Source organism: Pantoea sp. SM3 (genome assembly GCF_000963995.1).
GTDB classification, from domain to species: Bacteria; Pseudomonadota; Gammaproteobacteria; order Enterobacterales; family Enterobacteriaceae; genus Pantoea; species Pantoea rwandensis_B.
The window spans coordinates 111,752-129,803 of the sequence record NZ_JZRD01000001.1 but is presented as its reverse complement, the minus strand read 5'-3'; the positions used below and the strand labels follow the sequence as shown (position 1 = coordinate 129,803).

Below are 18,052 nucleotides of genomic sequence, written 5' to 3'. Positions count from 1 at the left end.
AAAAGAACAGGCGCACCGAAGTGCGCCTGTTCTACTTCTTAATCTCTTTCAACCTGAGTCGCGCTCACGGAAGAGAGGTAATTCAGCAGGGCGATATCATTTTCCACCCCGAGCTTCATCATCGCCGATTTCTTCTGGCTACTGATGGTTTTGATACTGCGGTTCAGTTTTTTAGCGATTTCCGTTACCAGGAAACCTTCTGCAAACAGGCGCAGAACTTCACTCTCTTTCGGCGACAGACGTTTGTCTCCGTAACCGCCAGCACTGATTTTCTCCAGCAGTTTCGCCACGCTTTCAGGCGTATATTTTTTGCCTTTCTGCAGGGCTGCCAGTGCTTTTGGCAGATCGGTCGGTGCACCTTGCTTCAGTACAATCCCTTCGATATCCAGATCCAATACGGCGCTCAGGATCGCTGGGTTATTGTTCATGGTCAGAACGATAATTGAGAGGTCCGGATAGTGACGTTTGATGTACTTAATCAGTGTGATGCCATCACCGTATTTCTCGCCTGGCATAGAGAGATCGGTAATCAGAACGTTAGCATCCAGTTTGGACAAGCTGTTAATCAGTGCTGTTGAGTCTTCAAACTCACCTACAACGTTGACCCATTCGATCTGTTCCAGAGACTTACGGATACCGAACAGAACAATCGGATGGTCATCGGCAATAATTACATTCAGGTTATTCATCTTATGGGTTACCTTGCTGCAGCAGTTGGTTGACGTATGCGTCAATTTCACTGGTGGTATTTATAATGGTTAAATCTTCACATAGTTTTATGTGATGTTCTAACTCTTCACAAAGCTGTTTACCTGGAACCAGATTTAGCATGGCGAACACGCCTTTCAGGCGATGTGCAGTCTGAGCAAGCGAGGGATAATCCTTCTCCGCTGCCTCAGTATACAGTCTCTTCACATCAGGCGGTACTGTCTCGGTAAACAGCTGGAAATAGCCTCCGCTCATCAGCGGCGTGGCAGCCTCATCTTCACTACTTTCCTCCATCAAATCATGAGCCATTTGCTTTTCAATCAGTGCCAGCAGCGCGTCAAGCAGCGCATTGCTGAGATTGAAATTGACCCGGTATTGCTGATCGTTCAATGCGTGGTGACCCATTTCGTCACCGGCTAATAGCAGGGCCCAGCCATTGAGGCGGGCGGGATCGTCAGTGATCAGCACATCATGATCTTGACCGGATAAACGTTCGTCAGAGGTCAGGCAATTCGCTCCCCAGTTTTCTAACTGGCGGCAAACAATTTTGTGCACATCTTCGACGGCGATATCAACCAGCGCGGTCACGCCTTCCAGCAGTTTCTCTTCCTGCTCGCCCTGCAGTTCCAGCGCGAGGGGCAGCTGAATATTATAGCGCGTGCCGATATCGGGCTTAGCGATGATCTCCAGCTGGCCACCCATCTGCTTGCACAGCTGCTTGCAGAGGAAAAATGCCATGCCAGAGGCCTGGCCGTAACGATCCTGGGTGGTTTCGCCCAGATACGGGAAATCAACATTCGCCAGCTCATCGACGCTCAGGCCGGAGCCGGTATCCACCAGTTGCAGCAGCACTGAGTTGGGTTTGTTCTCGCTGGCTTTAATCTCCAGCGTAATCTTGCCCCACTGCGTGGTGGTTAGCGCATAGTGCATCAGGGTGGTCAGGACTTTGCGCAGTGCACGGCGATCGCCAAAGCGCATCTCGTCGTTCGCCAGATGGTTGTTGACCACCAGCGCCAACCCTTTACGGCGCATCAGCGGTAGGCTTTCCAGCGCGATGTCGTCCAGCAACTCCTGCAAATTGAACACGCTGGCATCCGGCGACCAGTCGTGTGCTTCCAGGCGGTTCAGCAACACAATGTCATCGACCAAACGAGACAGTCCCTGACTTTCATCCAGTAAATCCAGCACGCTTTCATCGTCATCACGCTGGCTGAGTTGCACCAGTTGCGCCACCATGCTCTCAAGCGGACGGTTGAGGGCGTGACCGAGATTTTGCATCAACTGCTGACGCATCTGATGATTACGATCCAACACCTGCTGTGCCTTCTGCAGCTTTTTATTCACCAGCAATTCACGGTCCTGATCGCGCATCATAAACAGTTGAGTATGCGGTGACAGCACGCTACGGGCGTGGCGGATCTCATACACTTCGTTGTTAATGGTGGCCTGCAGCACCCCCTGATGCTGATCGGACATGTTGATGATTTTCTGCAGGTTCAGATGGGGCAACAGATGCTCGGCAATTTTGTTGCTTAACAGCGTGCGATTGGTGGCGAAGTCATACACCAGCAAACCCACCGGCAGGCTCGCAACAATCTCTTCATTCAGCATGCGCAGCGAATCCAATTCGGCGCTTTGGTTCTCGTTCGGGCGCAATGATTGTTGGCGCAATAAGGTGATACCGGCAATGGACAGCAACAGCAGCACCAGATTGATCAACAGCGGCCACATCAGGTTGTGCAGGGTATCGATAGCGAGGCTGGTGAGCGGCACGCGATAGACCAGCTGTAACGACGTGCTGGGCAGTGACGCCGCAATTTCGAGATTGGGATTCGCCAGCGACACATGAGTGGTTTCGCTGGTGGAATCGTCGCCACTGGTGCTGGAAGACTGCGTGGCATCCTGAATTAACTGGAAGTTTTCCAGCGGCATGCTGTGTGGGATCAAATCGTTGATCGGCAGATCAAAAGCGACCACCGTGGCGAGGTGACCAGGCTGGTTGAAGGTAGTACGCAGGGTAAAGTAGTGATCGTTCTGCCAGGCGAAATGGCGCAGCGGTGAAAAGCTTTCACGTTCGTCCAGCGCATTTGCCTGTTGCAACATCTCAGCGCGACGGCTGTCGACCAGTGTATTGATGGCGCTCTCTTTATAACGCGTCGCCATGTCTTTTAACGGCAGCGTCGAGATCATGATCAGGCTGTTGTCCTGACCATTCAGGAAATACATCGACCAGGTGGGATTCTCAGCGCCCCACAGCGTATCGAGGTAATTGGACATGCGCATCGTCATATCCAGCGTGCTGCTATCGTGCGAGCCAAAGATCAGCGCTTCCGTTTTACGGCGCGTCTTTTCCAGATAATAAACATCCGGGCGCAGGCGGGTTTCCAGCAGATTGGCATTGGGCGCAGATCCGGCCGCACTGGTGGCGAGATTTTCATAAATCTGCCAGGTCGCGAAACGCGAGGCATCGATACGTTTTTGCACCGCACGCGCCAAATCGGTCATCGCGTAACGCTTCTCGGTGATCCAGGCGTTGACACTATTGTGCACCATGGCACCCAGCGCCAGAAACAGCACCAGGTTGAACACCACGAAGAAACGGGTAACGTTACCCGAGGTCAGCGGAAATTTGTAAGGCAGCATAGTGTCTCAGGGTCCTGCGATTAGCGCGCCACCAGGCGAGCACTGGCGGCAACGGCCAGCAGCAGGAGGGCGATCAATAAAAATGCGCCACTCAAACTGAGCCACTGGGAAATAAATCCGATTAAAGCCGGACCTGAAAGAATACCTGCATAGCCTAATGTTGTCATGGCAGAAATCGCTAGATTCGACGGCATATCGTGTTGATTCCCTGCCGCATTAAACAGCATGGGCACGGTATTGGCTAAGCCGAATCCCACCAGCAAGAAAGCCAGCAATGCAATCTGAGGCCAGGGCAGCAACACTGCCAGCGTCATGCCCGCCGCCGCCGCTAACGCACCGGTAACCATCACGGGGTAACGGCCAAAACGTTGAATCACTTTATCACCGGTGAGACGACCTATTGTCATCGCCACAGAGAAGATGGCATAACCTAGCCCCGCGTGCGCGACGTCCATCTCGGCGTTTTGCAGCAACAGCAGCGCGCTCCAGTCGAGCACTGCGCCTTCTGCCAAAAACAGAATGAAGCACAGTAATCCCAGGAAGGCGACCCAACCGCGTGGGATTACCAGCCAGGGTTGATCGGGCTGATACAACCGTTCAGTCATTAACGTTGGCAGGCTGATCACCAGCAGCACCACGATTAACACCATCACCACCGCGACGGCATGCAGGGGAGAGAGACCACAGGCCAGCAACAAACTGACGCTACCGGCACCAATAATCCCGCCAAGGCTGAAGAAACCATGGAAACCCGACATCATCGGCTTGCGTGCAGCTTTCTCCACTTCAACGGCCTGCACATTCATGGCGACATCCAGCATGCCTAACCCGGCACCGAAGATCATCAGTGCCGCAGCCATCAACCACATCACATTGAGCAGAGTAAGCAGTGGCAGGATCGCCAGCACCACTAACGTGGAAAATAACATCACTCGACGACCGCCCACGCGGGCGATTAACGCACCGGTGATCGGCATCGCCGCCAGTGACCCCACACCGAGACACAGCAGCAGCCCACCTAAGGATGCGCCGCTCAGTGCCAGACGCTGGCTGGCAAAGGGAACCAATGGCGCCCATGCCGACATGCAAAGTCCGGCAATCAGGAAAACGATACGCGTCCCCAGATTGACACGCTGATGTAAGTTGTTGTGCTGTGCGGCGTCCAGTGCTGTCATAAAAGTTATTTTTTCATTAGCTATTAAAGCGACGAAGTTTAGCATCAAAGCTGGCATCGCACCGCTGCCGGGAACCGATCGGTTCGCCTGTGATGATCACCAGAAACAGGCATATTACCGATATTTTATCTGGCGTTGCGCTTTTCCAGAACTTTCCTGGCAGCGGCCAATCATTTCTGGAGTGACTTAACTAAAATTTCTTCTTCTGATAGTTGCAGTATACTGATGATACAAGCCGCTTCGCAGGCGGCTTCCACACTGATTTTCTGGCGCGCCCGCAAAGTTATTGTTTCCAGATTTTCGCCAGTAGGCAGCGACCAGATAAAACCGATATGTTAAGCACCATCCCGGCTAATTAAGCGGATTAAAGCGAGATCGTTTTTATTTCTCCCTCAGGGGGGACTTTTTGCTGTGCCTTAATTCACTCCTTGTTACCTGCGGGTAACCCGTTTTCATCAGGCGAAACGGGCCACTTTAATGTGGCCTACAAGGCGTGCCGGTACGCTTAAACCATTAGTGGGTTTAATCACTGGCGCGAAAGTTTTCCTGCAATGAGGTTACCCATGTCTTCATCTCAAAATGATTTACCACTGACTGCGATTCTTCAGTCAGCCGCGACGCTTTATCCGGTCGCTAACGAATCAGTCGCTTTGCAAACGCTCAGCGTCGATACCACGCCACCCGCAGCACTGCGTCCCTATGAGCCCGTCGCACAGGATGGTGTCATAGCGGCCTGGGAGGCGAACAATAACATCCATTTGCGTGGTCGAGCAGAATCAGAGCCTGGCGCAACCGTCACCTTAACCTTCAACGATCAGAGCTGGACCAGTACGGTGAATCAATGGGGATACTGGAACGCTTCCATGCCGCCATCGGTATTAAGTGGGTTGGCCGACGGCAACTACAGCCTGACGCTGACCATCACCGATAAAGCGGGTAACAGCACCGATACCCAGGTCGGTTTTGGTGTTTATGTCGATAAAAGTATCAAACCCACGTTGACGCTGAACCCAGTAAGCGAAGATAACGCGGTGAGTGTCTCCGAAGGGGTTTACGATCTGGTGATCCGCGGTACGTCTACCCATATGCCGACTGGCAGCCATGTCACGCTGACATTAGGTGACAAAACCTATCTTGGTGATGTCAGCGCGAACGGTAACTGGCGTGCCTCTATCAGTGCGGATGATTTACACGATTTCCAGGATGGCGTGTACACACTGAAGGTCAGCGCAATCGATCCAAATGGCAAAACCACCTCCACGCAGCACGATCTCACCTTAATCACGCACGCCAGTAGCTTGCCAGAGATCAGCTTCGATAGCGTCACCGATGACAACGTGATCAATAAAGAGGAAAGCCAAAGCGATTTAACGTTGAGCGGCAGCTTATCGGTATTGGCTCCGGGACAGCAAGTGAGCGTATGCAGCGGCGATGCCGTCTATCAGGCACAGGTTGGGAGTGATGGTCATTGGCAGGTCACTATCCCCGCTGCCGAGGTCGCCAGTTTCATCGCACCAGGTGAAGTGCGTGTATATGCCAGCGATGCCGCGAATAACAGTACCGATGCCCTGCTGGAACTCCATGTGGTCACCCAGTTGCCCGATATCTATTACGAGATCGATATCGGTGGCGATACCACACTGAATTTTGCCGAAGCGCAGCACGATCTGAGCTTCTATACCGAAAATATTAATCAACTCACCATTAACGGCAAAACCTACACGCCTGTCGATGGCATGGTGACGCTCAGCGCCGCCGATTTGCAGGCGCTGCCAGACGGGGCAGTCTCTGCTATTGCCGCGCAAGCCGATCAATATGGCAATCACGATACGCAAACCATCGACACGCTTTTCACTGTTGCAACCCATCAGTTGCCGACCCTGACGCTCAATCAACCTTTCGATGACGGTGTGATTGATGCCGCAGATGTGAATACATGGCACCTGATTCAGGGTACCAGTACGCATCTTGATCAGGGAAGTGTAGTGACCGTCAGCTTAGGTGACCAAAGCTACAGCGCCACGGTGAAAGCGGATGGCAGTTGGTCATTCACTGTTCTGGCGGGCCAGTTGGCGACGCTGGATGATGGCGGTTATCAGATGAAAGCCAGCGCGCAGGATAAAGCCGGCAATGTGGCCAGTGCGAGTCAGCCTGTGACGGTGGAAAGCCACGACAACAACGCCAGCCTGAGCAGTGAGCAGGTGGATGCCTTGCTGGTCAATCTTAGTGAGAGTGGCGCCAGCCACAGTAGTCAGCCAAGTGATGCGGCGGTCAGTCGGACATTGGACACCCACTACAGTGCCAGCGATAGCGGATACACCCTCGCCGATCATCTGCAACAGCAGCACACCGCACAAACCATGGTGTAAGGCATACGTCGCCCGTGGCAACAGCGGGCGCTTTCTTTATTCCTTTCAAGGAAATTCCAGGGATGAACTCACAACCGAATCTCAGCGACAATCTTATCGCTGCCATGCTGCGTGCCGCCGCGCATTTGGGTAAAACCGCTGACCACCTTAGGTTACAGCAGCAGATGCGCTGGTTTGCGCATCTGGCGCCGCTGCAACAATTAGCGCGCATGGCCGAGTTGCTTGGCCTGCACTGTACCTCTGCGACACAGCAGCAACTGCGCTGGGGACCCGACGTCACGCCCATATTATTGATGCTAAATAACGGTGGGATTGCGTTGCTGGAAGAGATCAATCACGCGGGAGAGGTGCGTTACTGGTTAAGTGAAGGCGGTAATGTCATACGCGAAGGTCAACTCAGCGAGTTACTGGCGCAGAGCCTACCGGAAGTCGGTGTCATCGGTGTGGCGGCCCGCGGGCGTGACCAACGCATCGATGAGTTTATGCAGCCCTATCAGCCGCATTGGTTCTGGCAACATTTTCGAGGCATGCAGCGGCGTATCGTCGAAATCAGCCTGGCTTCCGTGGTCGGGAATGTGCTGGCACTGGCCGGGATTCTGTTTTCAATGCAGGTCTATGACCGGGTTATCCCGGCGCAATCGCAATCCACTTTGTGGGTGCTCTTCTCGGGGGTGTTGCTGGCAGTAGGCATCGAGTATCTGATTCGCTTAATGCGTACTCAAGTGGCGGATCTCATGGGGAAGCGTATCGACTTGAAACTTTCTTCGATGCTGTTCGCACGCGCCATGAACATCCGTAATGAGGCGCGTCCTCGATCCACTGGCGCATTTATTGCGCAACTGCGAGAAATCGACCAGGTTCGAGAACTGCTGACCTCTACCACCGTGGGGGCAGCAGCCGATCTGCCTTTTGTGCTGCTGTTTTTATTCATCATGGCGTCAATCGGCGGTTGGCTGGTGATCATTCCACTGCTGGCTATCCCGCTGATTGTGATCCCCGGTTTACTGATACAAATTCCGATGGCACGCCTGGCACAGGAAGGTCTCCGTGAGGGGGCGTTGCGTCAGGCGGTATTGGTGGAAACGTTGGAAGGTGTAGAAGATATTAAAGCGCTGCAAGCGGAACCCTATTTTCAACGTCAGTGGGAGCAAACGCACGAAGTCAGTGCCGCCGTGAGCAATCAGCAACGGCTTTGGGGAGCGCGCTTAACCGGGTGGGCGGCCAGCGTGCAACAGCTCACCTATGCCAGCATGCTGGTCTTTGGTGTCTACCTGATTTTAAACAACCAGATTACGACGGGTACGCTGGTGGCCAGTAGTTTGCTCTCTTCACGTACTCTCGCGCCACTCATGCAACTCACCATGGTGTTTTCCCGCTGGCAGCATGCTAAATCCGCCATGAAAGGGCTCGATGCACTGCTGCAAAAACCACTCGACCGCCCGGAGCACCAAAGTCTTGCGCACAGCCCCGTGTTGAGAGGCCACTTCAAGTTGCAAGATGTGCGCTATCGCTATGAAGAAGAAAGTCACCTGAGCGTCCTGAATATTGCGCAGTTGGAGATTCACCCCGGTGAGCGGGTGGCGATTCTCGGCAAAGTGGGGGCGGGAAAATCGACGCTGCTGAAAATGTTGGCCGGTCAGGCGCGAGCGACGCAGGGTAGGGTCTGGGTAGATGGTGTGGATATGGCGGGGATTGATCCCATCGATCTGCGCCGCCAACTGGGTTGGTTGTCCCAGGATGCGCGTTTGTTTTTTGGGACGCTACGTCAGAATTTGCTACTCGGTAATCCCCATGCGAGTGAACAGGAGATGCTGCAAGCGTTGCGCATCAGCGGGGCGCTGGCGATGGTGCAACAAGATGCCGCGAGTCTTGATCGGGTGATTCAGGAAGGTGGGCGCGGCTTATCGGGTGGGCAGCGGCAAATGATCCTGCTCAGTCGATTAATCTTGCGGCAGCCCCAGGTGGTACTGCTGGACGAACCCACAGCGGCGATGGATGAGGCGCTGGAAGCACAGGTGATTCGTCAGTTGTCTCAGTGGATGACGGACCGCACGCTGGTGTTGGTCACCCATCGCCCAGCTCTGCTGCGGATGGTGGAGCGGATTGTGGTGATGGATAACGGACGTATTGTGGCCGATGGTGCTCGTGAGGAGATATTACGCCATGCAGTGGGCATGAAAGGCGGTGCGGCATGAATCGGGCGATGGTGAATCAAACCCTGGCTCAGCGTGAGCGTAAAACCTCCGCGATTATCTGGGTGTGTACACTCACGCTGCTGTTGTTTCTGGTGTGGGCCCACTTCGCCGTGCTGGATGAGGTCACTGTGGGCTCTGGCAAAGTGATCCCTTCAAGCCGAGCCCAGGTGATCGACAGCCTCGACGGGGGCATTATCAAACAGCTCAATGTGCATGAAGGCAGTATTGTTGAGCGTGGGCAGGTGCTGGCGACATTAGACGCAACTCGCTTTGCTTCCAGCTTCGGCGAAGCCATTGCTCGTGTGCGCATGTTGCGCGCCTCCGCGCAGCGGCTGCAAGCCGAACTGAACGATAAGCCGCTGACTTTTAGTGCGGATATCCTACAACATCCTCAGCTAGTGGCGCGTGAAACTCAGCTTTACCAGTCACGACGGCAGAATCTCACCGAAAGTCTTCGCAATCTGCAGCAGTCATTAAAGCTGGTGCAGGATGAGCTCAATATCACGCAACCGCTGGTGTTGCGCGGGGCGGCGGGCAAAGTGGACCTTATTCGTTTACGCCGTCAGGTCAGTGATTTGCAGGGCAAAATTGATGAAGTGCGCAATGACTATTATGTCCGGGCCCACGAGGAACAGGTCAAGAATGACGGTGAACTGGATGCCCAGCAACAGGTCGCAGCGGGTAAACAGGATCAGTTAGCGCGCACCGCGTTGCTTTCACCTGTGCATGGCATTGTAAAAGACATTCGCGTGACGACCGTCGGAGGTGTGTTGGAGCCAGGTAGCAAGTTGATGGAAATCGTCCCGCTGGAGGATCAATTGCTGATCGAAACCCGCATTAGTCCGCGTGATATCGGCTACATTCGGCCTGGCTTGCCGGCGGTGGTCAAGGTGACGGCTTATGATGCGGCTATTTATGGTGATTTGAAAGGCGAAGTGGAAAACGTGTCACCGGATACCTTGCAGGACGAGGTGAAACACGAACAATACTATTACCGGGTGTATGTCAGAACGCAAAAAGCAGAACTCTTTAGCCCTCAAGGTCAGAAATTTGCCATCATGCCCGGTATGGTGGCTGATGTTGAGATAAAAACCGGTCAGAAAACCGTGATGGATTATCTTCTTAAGCCGCTGAATAAAGCTAAAGAATCTCTCAGAGAGCGTTAAATATACGGGCCGGATAATATTTCAGCGATCTTTGTTACTGGCGGAAATTAACATTGCCCTTTTATGGCTAAGCAATGAACAAAAAGTGCGAAAATAAACAAATAATGTGAAAATAAGTTGGTGTTAATTTAACCCGTAAAACTAACTTTACTTGGTATAAGAAGGGAAGGTGCGAATCGCAGGCAAAAAAATGCCGGACAAACATGTCCGGCGGGAATTAGGGTAAAACAACTCATTCGGGGTGAATGAAGGGAATAATGAAATAAATGATGATAGCGGGAGTAATTGTAAACGCTGAGGTGATTTTAGTTTTATCATTCAGTGCGGCAGGGTGTCTCTATTTATCATGTTGTTATTAAATGAATAAATAATCGATTATCAATATGTGCTGTATTTTTTGTTGATCCGTGCTGATTATTAGTTCCACGATATTTACATTTAGAAATAACTATTAAATACTATGAAACACTTTTGGAAATTTAGTATCATTTTCGTGATAGATTATTGCCCCGTATAAAATAACAATGGCTTGCCGGCTGAATTTTTAATCGTTCAGTTTGCAGTGGCATAAATAAAGGCACATTAAAGAGGGTAATAAAATGAAACGTCGCGTTCTCTCCCTGATGATCCCTGCATTGCTGGTTGCAGGTTCAGCAAGCGCAGCTGAAATTTACAACAAAGATGGCAACAAATTAGACCTCTACGGTAAAGTCGATGGTCTGCACTATTTCTCCGACAACTCAGGTTCTGACGGTGATCAGTCTTACCTGCGTTTCGGCTTCAAAGGTGAAACTCAGGTCACAGACCAACTGACCGGTTATGGCCAGTGGGAATACCAGGCTGCACTGAACACCTCTGAAAACGAAGGCACCGCCAACAGCTTTACGCGTGTCGGTTTTGCCGGTGTGAAATTCGGTGATGCCGGTTCATTCGATTACGGTCGTAACTATGGCGTGATCTATGATGTTTCTGGCTGGACTGACGTATTGCCAGAGTTCGGTGGCGATACCTACGGCGCGGACAACTACCTGTTCCAGCGCGGTAACGGCATGGCGACCTACCGCAACACCAACTTCTTTGGCCTGGTGGATGGCTGGAACTTTGCGGTCCAGTATCAGGGCAAAAACGATAACCCAACTGAATCCTCTAGCGGCCGTGATGTGCTGGGTGAGAACGGTGATGGTTACGGCCTGAGCACCACTTATGACATCGGTTCCGGTTTCGGCATTGGTGCAGCGATGTTCCAGTCTGACCGTACTAATAATCAGAACACCGGCGCTATCCTTGGTCGTGGTGACAAAGCTTCTGCTTACACTGGCGGCCTGAAATATGACGCCAACAACGTGTATCTGGCCGCGATGTACACCCGTTCGTACAACGCGACGCGCTTTGGTTCAAGCGATGCGACCTCTTATGGTTACGCAGATACAGCGGATAACTGGGAATTGGTGGCACAGTACCAGTTCGACTTCGGTCTGCGTCCTTCCCTGGCGTTCGTCTCTTCTCGTGGCAACGTGCAGAACTACGGCGATCAAAACCTGAAAAAATATGTTGATGTGGGCGCGACTTACTACTTCAACAAAAACATGTCGACCTATGTTGATTACCAGATCAACCTGCTGGACGACAACAACTTCACCGATGCAGCCGGCATCAACACCGACGACATTGTGGCACTGGGTCTGGTCTACCAGTTCTAAGTTGCAGCCTGGTAGGGCGTACCACTGTGCGCCCTTCGGCGGCCTTCGGGCCGCCGCTACTGCAGCAATGGCGTTAGCGCACTTCGTAATACCTGCACGATCTCCTCTGCCTCTTCCCCAATCTGTACCTGCACAATAGCCCCTTCGACCAACAGCACAATCGGTGCGATTTTGTCCTGGATTTCGGTTGGCAATTTATCAGCGATGGCCTGGGCCATTTCCTGTTTATGCTGGCGAATCAGCAGGCTGGCTTCCGGCAAGGTATTGCCCAATTCTGCTGCCGTATTGATAAATGCACAGCCGCGATAGTCGTCATCGTTAAACCAGCTCAGCAGCGCGGCGGGCAAGGCATCGACCAGATCCTCGTGCTGCGCCAACGCGCTGCGAAAGGCGCTCATCCAGCGCTGATGGCGCGTTTGCAAAAAAGCCAGAATGAGCGCGTTTTTCGCCGGAAAATGGCGATAGAAGGTCACTTTAGTAACGCCAGCCGCAGCGATGATCTTGTCTATGCCTGTGGCACGAATGCCTTGTTGGTAGAACAGTGGCTGTGCGCTGAGCAGGATGCGATCGCGCGCGGCGGCACTTGCGTCAAAAACCAGAGGTTCCAGCATCAATACATTCCTGAAATTTGGTGTAGACAGAATTGTCTACATACGGCAGGATGAATCAAGTAGACAGATCTGTCTACATGCTCAGGAGAGAAATTATGCTGGTTCCCCCGTTTAATCATCAGACGGCTTTAGAGAAAGTGCGCATGGCGGAAGATGCCTGGAACAGCTGCGATCCACAGCGGGTATCTCAGGTTTACAGTGAAGATACGCGCTGGCGTAATCGGAGTGAATTCGTCAGTGGGCGCGCTGAGGTCGTGGCATTTTTACAGCGCAAGTGGGCAAAAGAGTTGAATTATCGTCTGATCAAAGAACTTTGGGCGTGGCACGAAGATAAGCTCGCTGTTCGATTTGCTTATGAATGGCAGGATGATAGCGGCAACTGGTTTCGCAGCTATGGCAACGAAAACTGGCACTTTGGGGCGGATGGGTTGATGATTCAGCGCTTTGCCTGTATCAACGATTTACCGATAACAGCGCAACAGCGTCTGTTTCACTGGCCGGCAGGAAGACGCCCGGATGACCATCCGGGCCTGAGCGAGCTGGGTTTGTAACGTTACGATATTGTGCGCCATTTTTTGGCTTTTGGCGCAGGTGGCGCCGACGTATTCTGCGTCGGTATGCCGCCTTCCATCGCGACGCCTGCCAGCGTAAACGCTGAGAAGCGCAACCAGTGTTGCCAGGTTTGTTGTGTTTTTGTCTTGTCCATTTTGCACCTCGCTGATATTCAACTCAGTCTCAACGGTGCAGAATTCATGCCAGGTCACCGCTCTCAGCGCCACGCGGCCTCAATCTAATTTGCTACACTCCGGCAGCGCTGAAGCGGTGCATATCATGATTCCATGGTGCAAAAATTTAACGTTTGCGCGAGGGGTAATGCTGAATCAGTCGATGGCGATAGTGCTGCCAGCAGCGGAAAGTCCCGAAGATGAACAGAACGGCGGATACAGCGAGAATCATAAAAATCATCAGTCGCTCCTGTGCGGTTAGGGGCTTGAGCGCTTAATCCTCTGTCAGTATGGTATGGACATCAAGCAGCTTTAGCCTGTTTTACAAGCGATTTATGCTTTGAAACAGGATGAATTAATGGGTTACAGATGAGGAAGTGATGAGTATTAAGAATATTCTGCTAATTAGTGCGCTGGCCGGTGCGTTAACCGGTTGCGATCAGCAAGCATCCCGCAGCGCACTAGTATTAGAGGGGAAAACCATGGGCACCCAGTGGCGCGTCAGTCTGGCGGGCGTGGATCCTCAGCGCCAGGCCGCTTTGCAGCAGGCTATTCAGCAGCAGCTTGATCGCGATGATCATGAGCTCTCTACCTGGAAAAAGGATTCGGTGCTGTCGCGCTTCAATCAATATCAAGGTAATCAGCCACAGCCGGTGAGCGCGGATATGGCCGATATCGTGGTTGAAGCCCTGCGCATCGGCAATAAAACCGGGGGCGCGATGGACATCACCGTCGGCCCGCTGGTCAATTTGTGGGGGTTCGGACCCACGAAACAGCCAGTGCACACCCCGAGCCATGCGCAAATTGATGCAGCGAAAGCGCAAACAGGCTTACAGCATTTGCATGTGATCCAGAGTGTGGATGGACAGTGGTTGCAGAAAGATCTGCCCGCGCTGGATGTCGATCTTTCGACTATGGGGGAGGGATACGCCACCGATCATCTGGCACGACTGATGGAGCAGCAGGGTATTACCGACTATCTGGTGTCGGTGGGGGGCGCAGTGCTAACCCGTGGGCAGAATGCCAACAATCAACCCTGGCGTGTGGCAATCCAGAAACCCACCGATCGTGAAAACGCCGTCGAAGCGCGCGTTGATCTGCAAGGCCACGGTATCAGCACCTCAGGCAGCTATCGCAACTATTATGAACTGGATGGCAAACGCATTTCACATGTGATCGATCCCGCGACCGGACGGCCCATCGAACATAAACTGGTGTCGGCCACCGTGATTGCTACCACGGCGCTGGAAGCCGATGGCTGGGACACCGGGCTGATGGTGCTGGGCACCGAGCGGGCACAAGCGTTGGCACTCAAGGAGCATTTGGCGGTTTATCTGATCAGCAAGCAGGGGGACGGCTTTACGCATTGGATGTCGCCCCAGTTCAAATCCTTCCTGATCGATCAGGAAAGCAAATAACGGCAGGAGGCGCAGATGCTGGATCTGTTTAGTGACGAAGCACCATGGCAGGAACCGTTAGCGGAAGGCGCGGTGATTTTACGGCGCCGGGCACGCGATGATGCGGATGCATTGCTGGCGGCGATACAGGATATTGCCGGGCAGAATCCCTTTGCTCACCGCATCACACCAGGTGGACATCGCATGTCGGTGGCGATGACCAACTGTGGCGATTTAGGCTGGTCAACGGATTCGCGCGGCTACCAATACACGGAGCAGGATAACGCCAGTGGGCACAAATGGCCGCCGATGCCTGCGCTGTTCCGCACGCTGGCGCAACAAACCGCACAGGAAGCGGGTTTTTCCGGCTTTAACCCGGATGCCTGCTTAATCAACCGCTATGAACCCGGAGCCAAACTCACCTTGCATCAGGATAAGGACGAGAAGGATTTGCGTCAGCCGATTGTTTCAGTGTCATTAGGCCTGCCTGCGGTGTTCCAGTTTGGTGGTTTTGAGCGCAGTGATGCCACGCAACGGGTGCTGCTGGAGCACGGTGATATCGTGGTGTGGGGCGGCCCCTCACGCCTGCGTTATCACGGCATTCTGCCGCTCAAACCCGGTATTCACCCGGCAGCGGGCGCCTTTCGCTTTAACCTCACTTTCCGCCGCGCCCACTAACGGCACAGTGAATGAGAATTAATCTTGCTATCATCCGGAGCACCATTAAACTGCAGGCTGCTTGGTCGACCTCCGGAATCTGTTAATGGCATTGCTGCATGTGGTTTATCGCCAGTATCGCTGGCCTTTTATTGGCGTCATTCTGCTGACGCTGTTAAGCGCCGCGCTCGGCATCGGCTTAATCGCCTATATCAATAACGAGCTGATCGTCGCGGTGAATACCTCGATTTCTGTGCTGCCGAGTTTTCTGGGGCAGCTGTTTCTGCTGATGGCCGTGACGCTGGGTTCGCAACTGGCATTAACTCAGCTTGGCCATCACTTTGTCTGGCGCCTGCGCGGCGAGTTCATCAAGCGTATTCTGGATACGCGCGTCGAGCGCATTGAGCAGATAGGTAACGCGCAACTGCTGGCGGGACTCACCAGTGATGTGCGTGCGATCACCATCGCCTTTGTCCGCCTGCCGGAGCTGATTCAGGGCATCATTATTACCCTGGGTTCCGCGCTCTATCTGGCGTGGCTGTCACCTAAAATGTTGCTGCTGACCTCGCTGTGGTTAGTCATCACCCTGGTGGGCGGCTGGTTGCTGGTATCACGTGTGTATCAACACATGGCGAAACTGCGTGAAATCGAAGACGACCTTTACCGTGATTTCCAGACCATCATTGAAGGGCGTAAAGAGCTACAGCTTAACCGCGAGCGTGCTCAACTGATTTACGACACCGTGTATCAGGAAAACGCCAAAAGCTATCGTCATCATATCGTTCGTGCCGACACCTTCCACCTCAGCGCGGTTAACTGGTCAAATATCATGATGCTGGGTGCAATTGGCATTGTGTTCTTTATGGCCAATGGGCTGGGTTGGGCGAACACGGCGGTGGCCGCGACTTACTCACTGACGCTGTTGTTCCTGCGTACGCCGTTGCTGGCTGCGGTGGGTGCCTTGCCGACCTTACTGAGCGCTCAGGTCGCCTTCCGTAAAATCAACACCTTCGATCTCGCGCCTTACGATGCACAGTTCAAAGCGCTGCCACAGGTGAGTGACTGGCAAACACTGGAACTGCGCGATGTCTGCTTCCATTATGGCGATCACGGTTTCCAGGTTGGCCCGATTAATCTGACGCTGCATCGTGGTGAGTTAGTGTTCCTGATTGGTGGCAACGGCAGCGGTAAATCCACGTTGGCGATGCTGCTCACGGGCCTGTACCAGCCACAATCAGGCAGTTTGCTGTTGGATGGCAAAGTGGTTGACTGGCATAACCTCGATGCTTACCGCAAACACTTCTCAGCGGTGTTTACCGATGTGCATTTGTTTGATCGCCTGATCAGTCACGGCGGTCAGCCAGCGAATCCTGGACTGGTGCAGCAGTGGCTGGAACGCCTGAAGATGCAGGACAAACTGAAGCTGCAAGGCAATAAGGTGCTGAATCTGCAACTCTCTAAAGGGCAAAGTAAGCGACTGGCACTGCTTCTGGCGGCGGTGGAGGAACGCGACATCCTGCTGCTGGACGAGTGGGCTGCCGATCAGGACCCGCATTTCCGTCGTATCTTTTACCGTGAATTGCTGCCCTGGCTACAGGCATCGGGCAAAACAATATTCGCCATCAGCCATGATGATCACTACTTCATCCATGCTGACCGCTTGCTGGAGATGCGCGAAGGCCAGTTGAGTGAACTGACGGGCAATGAACGTGAAATGGCCACGCTAGATGCGGTAAAGCGCACTGACACGGGTCATTAACGTCAGCTGGGATAGCTTAGCAAAAACCCTTATTGGGCAAGGTGTTGTCAGGCAGGTAAGGTAAGTTTCAACAGAGATTCCTCGTCTCTGTCTCCCTGGAACACTTCTGTCGTCTTGTGTTGTCACCGGCTTAGATTGATTCTGAGCCGGTTTTTTTATGGGTTGCTCAGTGGATGAGCGATCAGTGTGATAACGCGGTCGCCACGTTGCCAGAAATGCGCCTGCAGCCGTGTGTTGGCGTTAAACTCGCGTGAAAAATCCTGCGTCAAAGTGACCGTGGCGCGGCCTTGCGCCAAATCCCACTCCAGCAACTCCGCTTGCAGAAAATCCATCGGCTGATGCAACTGTGGCCACAACGCTTTATAGACACTCTCTTTCAGCGAAAACAGCAAAGTGGCCGCTGCTGCAAACGGCAACGCAGCGGCGGCTAACCGTTGACGTTCTGCACGGCTCATCAGCATCTCCGCCGTTTCCTCGGCGGTCTGTTCTGCCATCACTTGCTCGACATCAACGCCGATACAGAGGGGCGCCTGCGTTGCCGCGATGACGGCCATTTGCTGCGAATGCGAGAGTGAGGCCTGAATCCCCACTGGCCATACCGGCGAGCGATCGGGCGCATTACGCAGGATAAAGTCAGGCATCGCGAAGCGTGCCAGCATCTGCTGCGCCAGCCAGCGACTGGCTAAATGCTCAGCTTTACGCTTGGTGACGGCACTGTGTAGCGCCAGTGGTAGCGGGAGTTGCCAGTGTTGATGCAGATCGCTGTGCCAGGCCTGCTGATTAAATTCACACCACGCAATAGGGAGCGGAGAGCTTGCCATAGCCGCAGCGGTGATAAACGGGGAGGGGGGCAGTGCCAGGGGAATTTCAGAAGCAAACATTAAGCATCACGGCTGACGGTTAAAACGCTATTTTTACCCGTCAGCCGTGAAAAGAGCAAGCCAAAG

Annotated in this window: 14 protein-coding genes; 8 read left to right on the top strand and 6 right to left on the bottom strand. The window is 53.3% G+C overall.

What is annotated here, in order from left to right; all coding sequences use genetic code 11:
- Positions 1 to 38: 38 nt before the first annotated feature.
- From rcsB to VI01_RS00550, 3 genes are read right to left on the bottom strand one after another with little or no spacing between them, the layout of a single operon-like run.
- Entirely contained in the window at positions 39 to 689 is a 651-nt protein-coding gene (gene rcsB, locus VI01_RS00560) for a response regulator transcription factor RcsB (protein WP_034825012.1), read from the bottom strand.
- 1 nt (position 690) lies between these two features.
- Positions 691 to 3,348, bottom strand: coding sequence for a phosphotransferase RcsD (gene rcsD, locus VI01_RS00555; RefSeq protein ID WP_045813693.1), 2,658 nt, complete (start codon positions 3,346 to 3,348; stop codon positions 691 to 693).
- Positions 3,349 to 3,371: 23 nt separating this feature from the next.
- Positions 3,372 to 4,526, bottom strand: a complete 1,155-nt coding sequence (locus tag VI01_RS00550) for an MFS transporter (RefSeq protein ID WP_045813633.1) — start codon at positions 4,524 to 4,526, stop codon at positions 3,372 to 3,374.
- Positions 4,527 to 5,089: 563 nt separating this feature from the next.
- On the opposite strand from VI01_RS00550, the gene VI01_RS00545 reads away from it, so the two are divergent.
- From VI01_RS00545 to ompC, 4 genes are all read left to right on the top strand, one after another.
- A complete protein-coding gene (locus tag VI01_RS00545) occupies positions 5,090 to 6,895 on the top strand; it encodes an Ig-like domain-containing protein (RefSeq protein WP_045813632.1) in 1,806 nt (601 codons plus the stop codon).
- A gap of 62 nt (positions 6,896 to 6,957) precedes the next feature.
- On the top strand, positions 6,958 to 9,090 hold the full coding sequence (locus tag VI01_RS00540) for a type I secretion system permease/ATPase (RefSeq protein ID WP_045813631.1): 2,133 nt from the start codon (positions 6,958 to 6,960) through the stop codon (positions 9,088 to 9,090).
- Entirely contained in the window at positions 9,087 to 10,256 is a 1,170-nt protein-coding gene (locus VI01_RS00535; RefSeq protein ID WP_045813630.1) for an HlyD family efflux transporter periplasmic adaptor subunit, read from the top strand. The genes VI01_RS00540 and VI01_RS00535 overlap by 4 nt, the downstream gene beginning before the upstream one ends.
- A 599-nt stretch (positions 10,257 to 10,855) precedes the next feature.
- Positions 10,856 to 11,956, top strand: coding sequence for a porin OmpC (gene ompC / locus VI01_RS00530; RefSeq protein ID WP_038645790.1), 1,101 nt, complete (start codon positions 10,856 to 10,858; stop codon positions 11,954 to 11,956).
- A 56-nt stretch (positions 11,957 to 12,012) separates the two neighbouring features.
- Here the strand turns inward: ompC and VI01_RS00525 are convergent, their stop codons facing one another.
- On the bottom strand, positions 12,013 to 12,567 hold the full coding sequence (locus VI01_RS00525) for a TetR/AcrR family transcriptional regulator (RefSeq protein WP_045813629.1): 555 nt from the start codon (positions 12,565 to 12,567) through the stop codon (positions 12,013 to 12,015).
- A 95-nt stretch (positions 12,568 to 12,662) separates the two neighbouring features.
- Here VI01_RS00525 and VI01_RS00520 point away from each other — a divergent pair, with 95 nt between their 5' ends.
- Complete coding sequence (locus VI01_RS00520; RefSeq protein WP_045813628.1) at positions 12,663 to 13,118, top strand: nuclear transport factor 2 family protein; 456 nt, start codon at positions 12,663 to 12,665, stop codon at positions 13,116 to 13,118.
- A 2-nt stretch (positions 13,119 to 13,120) separates the two neighbouring features.
- On the opposite strand, the gene VI01_RS25525 is transcribed toward VI01_RS00520, so the two are convergent.
- Complete coding sequence (locus VI01_RS25525; RefSeq protein ID WP_167540445.1) at positions 13,121 to 13,273, bottom strand: hypothetical protein; 153 nt, start codon at positions 13,271 to 13,273, stop codon at positions 13,121 to 13,123.
- 399 nt (positions 13,274 to 13,672) lie between these two features.
- Between VI01_RS25525 and apbE the strand changes: the two genes are divergently transcribed.
- From apbE to VI01_RS00505, 3 genes are all read left to right on the top strand, one after another.
- Positions 13,673 to 14,710 (top strand): FAD:protein FMN transferase ApbE, encoded by a 1,038-nt coding sequence (apbE, locus tag VI01_RS00515; protein WP_197079551.1) that lies wholly within the window; start codon positions 13,673 to 13,675, stop codon positions 14,708 to 14,710.
- 15 nt (positions 14,711 to 14,725) lie between these two features.
- Positions 14,726 to 15,367 (top strand): DNA oxidative demethylase AlkB, encoded by a 642-nt coding sequence (gene alkB, locus VI01_RS00510; RefSeq protein ID WP_045813626.1) that lies wholly within the window; start codon positions 14,726 to 14,728, stop codon positions 15,365 to 15,367.
- Between the two features lie 85 nt (positions 15,368 to 15,452).
- On the top strand, positions 15,453 to 17,105 hold the full coding sequence (locus VI01_RS00505; RefSeq protein WP_045813625.1) for a multidrug ABC transporter permease/ATP-binding protein: 1,653 nt from the start codon (positions 15,453 to 15,455) through the stop codon (positions 17,103 to 17,105).
- A gap of 155 nt (positions 17,106 to 17,260) precedes the next feature.
- On the opposite strand, the gene VI01_RS00500 is transcribed toward VI01_RS00505, so the two are convergent.
- On the bottom strand, positions 17,261 to 17,986 hold the full coding sequence (locus tag VI01_RS00500; protein WP_045813624.1) for a 4'-phosphopantetheinyl transferase: 726 nt from the start codon (positions 17,984 to 17,986) through the stop codon (positions 17,261 to 17,263).
- Positions 17,987 to 18,052: the final 66 nt, after the last annotated feature.